The sequence below is a fragment of the Streptomyces yokosukanensis genome (assembly GCF_001514035.1).
GTDB classification, from domain to species: Bacteria; Actinomycetota; Actinomycetes; order Streptomycetales; family Streptomycetaceae; genus Streptomyces; species Streptomyces yokosukanensis.
Genome location: NZ_KQ948255.1, coordinates 11,610 through 19,505 on the forward strand (window position 1 = coordinate 11,610; position 7,896 = coordinate 19,505).

Here is a 7,896-nt window from a genome sequence, read left to right on the forward strand (position 1 = left end):
CGATGGATGGGGAGATCAACCAAGGCCGCGAAGTTAAGGATCACGGGGGCGGCGTCAAGTCGTCGACGCGGGAGGGTGGTTGGAGGGGGAAATAGAGCGAGACCTCTGTGTGGTTCAGGGATCGACCAAGATCATCCTGAAGAGCAGAGGTCTCGCGTGCCCAAGTGTGCCACGGTCGATACGACTCGAACTGTCACCGTCGCGTCGGACGTCTATGCTCCGGGCCATCTCGGCGAGTTGACACAGGTGCTGCCGTTCGAGCTGGTGGATTCAGTGCTGGAAGAGACCGGGGCGACTCAAAGACGGTTGCGGTTATTGCCCTCCCGGACCGGGGTGTACTTCGTGCTCGCCCTGGGGCTCTTCGACCGAGTGGGTGCTCGCCTGGTGTGGGACAAGATGGTCGCCGGGCTTGGCAAGCTGCCCGTGGTGTCCCCCTCGGAGAAGGCCCTGCGGGATCTGCGCCGCCGGATCGGGGTGGCACCGTTGCGCGCTCTGTTCGAGGTACTGGCCGGCCCGCTGGCCCAGCCACGCACTCCCGGCGTGCGGTACCGCAAGTGGCGCACGGTCGCCTTCGACGGCTGCAGCTCACTGCGAGTACCCGACGAGGAACGCAACCGCAGTTGGCTGGGCAAGACCCGGGCCCGCTTCGGCCTCGCCGGCTATCCGGCACTCATGCTGATGACGTTGGTCGAGACCGGGACCCGGGGCCTGCTCGGCGCCGCCTTCGGCCCCTCGAGCACAGGCGAAAACGCCTACGCATTGCGTTTGGTCCGCCTGCTCAAGCCGGACATGCTGGTGTTGACCGACCGTGGATTCGACAGCGGTGACTTCCTCGAGGCCGCTGTCGCTTCGGGCGCGCAACTCCTGGCCCGCGGTAAGTCCACCCGCCGTCCCCCGGTCCTCGCCACCCTGCCCGACGGCTCCTACCTCACCCAGATCTACCGGCTGAAGCTTCGAGTGATTGAAGCCAGGGTGACGGTGACCGGCGCCGACGGCACCGTGGTGAGCGACCATTACCGGCTCGTGACCACCCTGACCGATCCTCGCACCGACCCGGCCGAGGCTCTGATCTCCCTCTATCACGAGCGGTGGGAGATCGAATCGGCGTACTTCGCCCTGCGCCACACCCTCCTGCGAGGCCGGGTGCTGCGCTCCAAGGACCCCGTCGGCATCGAGCAGGAGATGTGGGCCCTGCTGGTGCTCTACCAGGCCATCCGCACGGTGATGGTCACCGCCGTGGAGACCCGGCAGGGCGCTGATCCCGACCGGGCCAGTTTCACCGTCGCTCTGGAAGCCGTCCGCGACAGCGTCACCACCGCGACCGGCGTCCTGCCGCCAGCCACCGGGCCGGTCGACCTGGTCGGGCACATCGGAGGAGCCGTACTCGCCGGCCTCCTGCCACACCGACGCGCCCGCTTCAGCGCGCGCACCGTCAAATCCGGGATCTCCCGCTACCACACCTGGAACGGCGAAGGCCGCTCCCGGACCTCGACCAACATCACCGCCATCGTGGCGAAGATCCATCAGCCCGGACCACCCCGCACGACACCAACGGGCCCGGAGGACATGGGCTTCCCGGCCCCGGCTCCGGGCCGATCCACAGCCGTCATGGCGATCATGCACTCGGCGCCAGAGCGAGCATGGCGCGCTGCTGATATCGGTCGCCCACTCGGCATCACCAATGAGAAGGCCCTCAACAGCTTCCGTGTCCAGTTGGCCAAATGGGCACGCCAGGGGCTGCTCACCAAGACCGCTCCAGCCACCTACAGGCTTGCCTCGCCAACCCCCTTGACTCCGCCCCCGTGATCCTTAACTTCGCGGCCTTGGGAGATCAACAGAGCAGGTTTGCCCCCGCTTCAGAGCACCCGGTGGTCGCTTTCAACGAGCGTCATCAGCACTCTCCAGGCCGTCGCAGGACTGATAGCCAGCTGGTCGGCGGGTATCAGCACAAGCCTCCTCGGGTCAGCGGACGTGGATAGGCCGGGGCAGGAGGTTACGCAGGAGTTCTGCAGTGTCGGCTTCCATCTCAACGCCACCGCCGATGGAGTCGTTGATCCTTCGCAGGCGAGCGGCGGATTCGCGGAGCGAATCGATGTCGCCCACGGCGTGGTGGGCGAGGAGGGGCGTTGTCAGTGGGGCCGATGAGAATGGGCTGATGACTCACGCCATACCCGTGCTGCTGCCGTCCGCGCTCGTCAATCACCATGCGATCGACCTGGAACGCAGGTACACCGACGGCTGGGGCCTGAAGGTCGACGACGTCGCCACCACCCCTTCCGGCGAGATCTACGCCCTCTCCCATATCCACCGCCACACCTACGGCGTGGCGAACGAAGAAGCCGCGGCGGCGAAGGCACACTTCGGCTACTCGCTGGTGAACAGGTACGCCCCCGACGGCACCCTGCTCGCCACTGCGGTCTCCGGGCAGGACGAGTACCTGCGCCAGGACACGACGTTCGGTGGCCCGACGACGGGGCTGGGCATGGACCTGTGGTGGGCCAAGGGACTGTGCGTCCTGCCCGGCGGAACACTCGCCGCAACCGGCTCGGGAGACCATACCCATCTGATCACTGCGGACCTCACGGCCGTGACCGCGCATCACGGCATGCCCCGCAGCCGGCACGACGACGGCCCGCGCGACCCGTTCGCCGCCTGGATCAGCACGACCCCTGCTGGCCGCCTGCTGTGTACGACCGGCGAGTACGGGCTCTACAACTACGGCAACCTGCTCGACAACATCGTGTCGGTCACCGACCAGCCCCTCACCCCGACCTCGAAGCCGACCCTGCGGGCCCTGGCCTCGATGGCGGCCGAACCGGTCAAGCACACCGAAGCCGACCTGAGGCCGGACGTCCTGTTCGACGACAAGCCGGTCGGCATGGATCATCGGCCGCGGCCCTCGCTGACCGAGCACCTCACCGGGCTCGAGCAGACCGCGCGGCGGTGGGACTGGGACGACGCGCGGCTGGGCCGGCCCGCGGTGGTGCGTGAGGATCTGTTCGTCGTTCCCGTCTACGGACACATCTACCGGGGTGGCAGCCGCGGCCAGCGCTTCGCCTTCGTCCTCGTCAGCGACAAGGGCGAGTTCGTCGGACAGCTCGGCGGCATGGACCTGTACCGGGACAGCCCCTTCACCGGGTTCTGCTTCGAGATCGCCGCCGATGCCGCACGCGAGCGGATCTACCACCTCAACCGGTACGGACTGTTCGCCTGGACAGCCACCGGGGTCCGAGCCCAACGCCTCGACCTGGAAGACACCCGGTACAAGCTGCTCAAGCACTTCACTCTCGCGGACTGCACCCCCACGGGAGAGCTGATCCTCGTGCACCGCACACAGCACCTGATGCTCCGCATCCCGTGCCCCACCGCCCTCGGCGACCTCGGCCAGGTGGTGGAGAACGCGCTGCGCGCCTACGCCAAGGAACGCACCGCCCTCAAGAAACAGTCGCAGCCCGTGAACTGGCACTGGCTCAACGGCACAGCCCCACTACACCGCCTCTGACCGCTCAGCACGGCCAGGCCCGCATCGTCAGTCTTTCTGCTTCGGGCTGGTCGTCATGGGGCACAACGACGAGGTCGCCGCAGGGGGGGAGGACCAACACCGCGACGGCCCCGACGCCGGGCGGGAGTCGAGGCCGTCACTACATGAAACCGGTGGGGACCGATTCACATCACTGACACGCATACAACGCGTTGCGCTGACGAAGGTCACTGCCAAAACTCTGCGCCCAAGAGATGATGTCGCCGCGCGTCACCATGTCGGCGGCGGCAAGGTCTCCGAGGGCCTGGCGCTGGGCGGCGTCGCCGAGGTCGATGCCACCGTCGACCCAGGCGCGCACAAGGACCTCCGCTTCGACGGGCTTTCTTCCGTCCGGTGACGGCGTCCGCCTGGTCGGGCCGGAGGACATCGCGCCTCAGGGTAGCGGTGCCAGCCGCCCATAGGATCGGCAGATGATCAGACGACCTCCTCCGCCTCCCCCCTCCGTGTGCTTCGATGTGCCCGACGGACACGGCGTCATCGAAGTGACCGGCGACGAGAGTGGCAGCCTGCTCCTGCTTGCCGGCGATCCGGTGTTCCTGGAAGCCAACGACGGCCGCGGCAGCGTGGGCTGGCTGGCCGCCCGCGCAGGCACGGGCGGCCCCGGGCTCTTTGAGGTCAAGTACCTCACCGACTGGCTCAGCGCCCCCGGCCTCGTGCCCGATCCGCGCACCGGCCAGGCTGAGCCACCGGATCCGGAACGCCTGCGCCCGCTGCTGTCACTGCTCGCCTCCGGGCGGTACGTGACGACGGCCGCGGTCGCTCCGCACCAGCTGCGAGTGGTCCACCCGCGCGCCCTCCAGGTCCACCACTGGTACGCCGACGAGGAGCTCGCGCTGGTGACCACCGACGCGTGGCCGCCCCACGACCACAGGGCGGAGCGCGGCTATCGCGACCGTATCCGCGCCGGGGGCGACCTGCCGGCGCTGGTCGCACTGTTCCCCACCGCCGAAAGCTGCGTGGGATACCTCCTCGACGGGCACCACAAGCTCGCCGCGTACGAGCAGACGGGGGCCCGTCCGCTGATCATCAGGCTGACCCCCCAAGTACCCCGCCCCTTCCGGCGCGACGACCTCGACCGGGCCCGGGCCGTATTCTCCGACAGGGCGGCGCCCCGGCATCAGGACGACGCGCTGGGCAGGGTCTTCTCCGACATGCGGGCGGAATCCGACTGACTCACATGGTCGCTTTGGCCCTCCTCGCGGCCAGTGCCTGTTCCCGGGTGTGGGATTTTCGCCTCCCCGCTCGTCCCGTCGCTGCAGCAGACGGCGCAAACCCGCCCCGGCTGGAGGGAGCGTGCCGCTAACCTCGCCGCCAACGTCGCCTTCGCCATCTACTACACCGTCTGCGCCCGCTGCGGGCTCGGGTGGGTCGAACAGCCCTACACCATGGAGAAGTACCACCGGTGCGGGCTGGTCACCGCAGGCCTGGAGGCGCTGCGCCTCGAGCACCTCGACGTGTCTTGGCACACCCTGGGCGGCCACTTCCAAGATTCCCCGGGACGAGTGGACGGAGCCGGGATGGGGACTCTGGGCTGTGCTGGCCTGTGCTGAACTAGGTCCTCTCCCTCCGACTTACGCGGAGAAAGAGGTGTCGGTAAGGGTGACCGGCTTGCCCATGGGGGGTGAGCTGGGCGAACGCCGGAAGCGCGCGGAGGGGTGCTGCAACTCTCGGTACAACGGTGCAGCCCACTGTCCAGGCAACGGTGGGGCCCACTAACTGATCATTTCAGAATGAGATCGGCATGTCGGCTGGTGTCTGACGCTGCATCTGGGCAGGGTCTGGCGGGTGTCTGCTGATCTTGTTCCTGACGACCTCTGGAAGCGCATAGCCCCGCTGCTTCCGGAGCGGCCGCCCCGACGCCATCGCCAACCCGGGCGGCTTCCGGTGCCGGATCGGGTGGTGTTGGCGGGCATCGTCTACGTGTTGCGCAAGGGAGTCGCCTGGTGCGACGTCCCGGCCCAGGTCGTGGGCTGCTGCCCAAGCAACACCGAGCCCGCGACCAGGCTGAACTCGCCGCCGAGACCCGCCGCTTCTTCCGCAGACGCCAGCGTCAGCCCCACATCGTCCGCGGCTACTTCGGCGGCCCGCACGTCCGCTACGTCTTGGGCGAGAGCCCCATGAGTTTCTGATCAATAGGCGCCAAGGCTACTCAGAACCGGAGATATGGAACAGGCACTCAGCTTGTCTTTTAACCTCTGAGGCTGTCGCGCTCGATGATGCTCTCGGGACGCCTGGTCGTTTTTCCAACGTCATAGCGGGTCGCGGGGCGGCGGTTCTTGGAACCAAGTGGCCTTCCTGGTCCGGGTGTTGAGGGTTTCGGTGCACGGGCTGGACAGTGCAGGTGCGGGCGGAGGTTTCGAAACCCCCGGCGGACGCGGGCGGGGGTGAGCCGTGCGGGCTCGGCCGGCTTCTCCCAGGGGCGGCGGAGGTCCGCTGCGGCTTCGCGGGTGAGCCGGAGCTGGGTGTGGGCGGCGATGATCAGCCACGTCCAGCGGTCTCCGGCCTCGGGGGTGCGGAGCTTGGGCCGGGTCCAGCCGAGGGTCTGCTTCATCAGCCGGAAGGTGTGCTCGATGTCGAACCTGCGCAGGAACGCCTGCCAGCGGACGTTGACGTCCTCGCTGCTCAGACCGGTGGCCGACGACCACAGCCAGAGGGGCAGCGGGTCTCCGCCACCGGGCAGGCGGTCGACCTGGAGTCGGATCAGCGTGCCCTCGATGATGGGGAGTTCACCGGTGTGGTTGATCCACGCGGAGCGGGTGGTCAGCCTCGGGTGGAGGCGGTCCCAAGCCATCGCGCGGGCGGTGCCGTACCGGTCGGTGACCTGGACCGTGGCCGCGTCCGGCTCTCCCCAGGTCTCCGGTTTGGCGAAGCGGAACTCCTTGCCGTGCTTCGGCGGTCGCCCGCCCTGGGGGTAGGACAGGGCGTACTCCTTGAGCGAGGGCGTCGGCCGTCGCATGACGCGGTCGGAGCGCATCCGTCCCAGCACCTCGACCGGGAGGCCGTCGAGGAGGTGGGCCATGCACGGAGCGTCGTAGCCGGCGTCGAAGACGATGAGGATGTCGCGGTCGCCGAAGTGCCAGCGGCCCATCTCGATCAGGTCGGTGACCACCCGGCGGATCTGCGCGGCGGTAGCCTCGGCGACGTCGTCGTCCGGCCCGAGACGCACGGCGTCCAGCAGTTGGCACCAGGACGTCCGGCCCGATTCCAGCGCGGCGACGAACGAGTACGGCCAGCCGGGCACGAACTGGTCCGAGGACCGTCCGCTGCGGCCGTAGACGTGGCAGAACAGGCGGTCCGCGCTGGTCGGGGCGTCGGGGCGGAGCCAGTTGCTGACGTCGACGGCGAGGACCAGGCGGCCGTCGGCGGCCTGTGGCATGGGCAGGCCCGCCAACACCTGCCGCACCCTGGGCACATCGACATTTCCGCTGTTCAGTGCGTCGTACAGCGCGCCATGCCCGCGCCGGTGCTCGGCCACCAGCGTCAGGTCCACCGGCGCCCTCACCGGCCCGTCCGCACACAGCAACGCGTCCGTGAGGTCGAACAACTCGTCCCCGCGCGCAGTCAGGCAGTCGAATAAGTCCTCCCGGAAGCGTGACGCTTTCGCGAACGCTTCCCCCGGAACATGATCAGGCAGCAGACTCACCTTCACGGCCTTCGTCGTGGTCACGTGCATCCTTGGTCGGAGCACATGATCAGACGAAGGCCGCCTCAGCGTCCGGCGAACACCCAGGTGAGCGGCCTAGTTCGAGGAGCATTTCGACCCATCGATAGCCTGCATCACCATGATGCGCGCTTGGATCCTGCCGATACTGCTTGTGCTCAGCGGCTCAGCCCTCGCGACTGGGCTGATCTTCACGGGGAGCCCCGGCACGGCCGCGGCACTCCTGCTGGTGTTCCTGGCGCTCGCCGGCGTGAACTCACCTCTGATCTTCCCGAGGTCGATCGGCACGCTGGAGGCACAACGCCGCAGCGCGGTCGACGGCCAGCCGGTCGTCTTCTGGCGGCCGGGCTGCAAATACTGCATACGACTGCGCATCCGGTTGGGCCGCAGCGCCCGCCAGTCGCACTGGGTCAACATCTGGCGCGACCCGGCAGGAGCCGCAGCGGTGAGAGCAGCCAACGACGGCAACGAGACCGTGCCGACCGTCGTCGTGGCGGGCAAGCCACACACCAACCCCGACCCCGGATGGGTGCGCGAACAGCTCTCCCCTTCCGCCTGATCAGAAACCACGCTCTACCGAAGAGGCGCCCGCAGGCCCAAGCAGGCAGAGGTTAAAAGACAAGCTCAGGCGAGTAGGCGGGTAACAGGAACACCGTCAGCAACTCACGCTCGGCGATCAGCTCACGCATGGCGT

At 68.1% G+C, this 7,896-nt stretch carries 8 protein-coding genes and 2 pseudogenes; 7 read left to right on the forward strand and 3 right to left on the reverse strand.

The annotated features are described in order from the left end of the window. Nucleotides 1-156: 156 nt before the first annotated feature. Together AQI95_RS43600 and AQI95_RS43605 are read left to right on the forward strand one after the other, a co-directional pair. Nucleotides 157-1,806, forward strand: a complete 1,650-nt coding sequence (locus tag AQI95_RS43600) for an IS4 family transposase (protein ID WP_067137005.1) — start codon at nt 157-159, stop codon at nt 1,804-1,806. Between the two features lie 349 nt (nt 1,807-2,155). Further along, entirely contained in the window at nt 2,156-3,502 is a 1,347-nt protein-coding gene (locus AQI95_RS43605; protein WP_067137007.1) for a hypothetical protein, read from the forward strand. Between the two features lie 169 nt (nt 3,503-3,671). On the opposite strand, the gene AQI95_RS47765 is transcribed toward AQI95_RS43605, so the two are convergent. Continuing rightward, nucleotides 3,672-3,839: a hypothetical protein gene (locus tag AQI95_RS47765; RefSeq protein ID WP_159056759.1), complete on the reverse strand. Its 168-nt coding sequence runs from the start codon at nt 3,837-3,839 to the stop codon at nt 3,672-3,674. Between the two features lie 112 nt (nt 3,840-3,951). On the opposite strand from AQI95_RS47765, the gene AQI95_RS43610 reads away from it, so the two are divergent. The 4 genes and pseudogenes from AQI95_RS43610 (at nt 3,952) to AQI95_RS46140 (ending at nt 5,670) form a co-directional block, all read left to right on the forward strand. Continuing rightward, a complete protein-coding gene (locus AQI95_RS43610; protein ID WP_159056760.1) occupies nt 3,952-4,713 on the forward strand; it encodes a hypothetical protein in 762 nt (253 codons plus the stop codon). A gap of 33 nt (nt 4,714-4,746) precedes the next feature. Continuing rightward, a complete protein-coding gene (locus tag AQI95_RS43615; RefSeq protein ID WP_208614428.1) occupies nt 4,747-5,091 on the forward strand; it encodes a hypothetical protein in 345 nt (114 codons plus the stop codon). Between the two features lie 235 nt (nt 5,092-5,326). After that, nucleotides 5,327-5,443, forward strand: a pseudogene (locus AQI95_RS50540) (IS5/IS1182 family transposase); the annotation flags it as partial. Between the two features lie 41 nt (nt 5,444-5,484). Further along, nucleotides 5,485-5,670 (forward strand): hypothetical protein, encoded by a 186-nt coding sequence (locus AQI95_RS46140; RefSeq protein ID WP_244189111.1) that lies wholly within the window; start codon nt 5,485-5,487, stop codon nt 5,668-5,670. A gap of 59 nt (nt 5,671-5,729) precedes the next feature. Here AQI95_RS46140 and AQI95_RS43620 read toward each other — a convergent pair whose 3' ends face one another. After that, nucleotides 5,730-7,184 carry an NF041680 family putative transposase gene (locus AQI95_RS43620; RefSeq protein WP_079072002.1) on the reverse strand — a complete coding sequence of 485 codons (1,455 nt, stop codon included), beginning with the start codon at nt 7,182-7,184 and terminating at the stop codon, nt 5,730-5,732. Between the two features lie 139 nt (nt 7,185-7,323). On the opposite strand from AQI95_RS43620, the gene AQI95_RS43625 reads away from it, so the two are divergent. Then, nucleotides 7,324-7,761: a glutaredoxin domain-containing protein gene (locus AQI95_RS43625; protein WP_067137013.1), complete on the forward strand. Its 438-nt coding sequence runs from the start codon at nt 7,324-7,326 to the stop codon at nt 7,759-7,761. Nucleotides 7,762-7,822: 61 nt separating this feature from the next. Here AQI95_RS43625 and AQI95_RS50545 read toward each other — a convergent pair. Next, nucleotides 7,823-7,896: pseudogene (locus AQI95_RS50545) on the reverse strand (transposase); the annotation flags it as partial.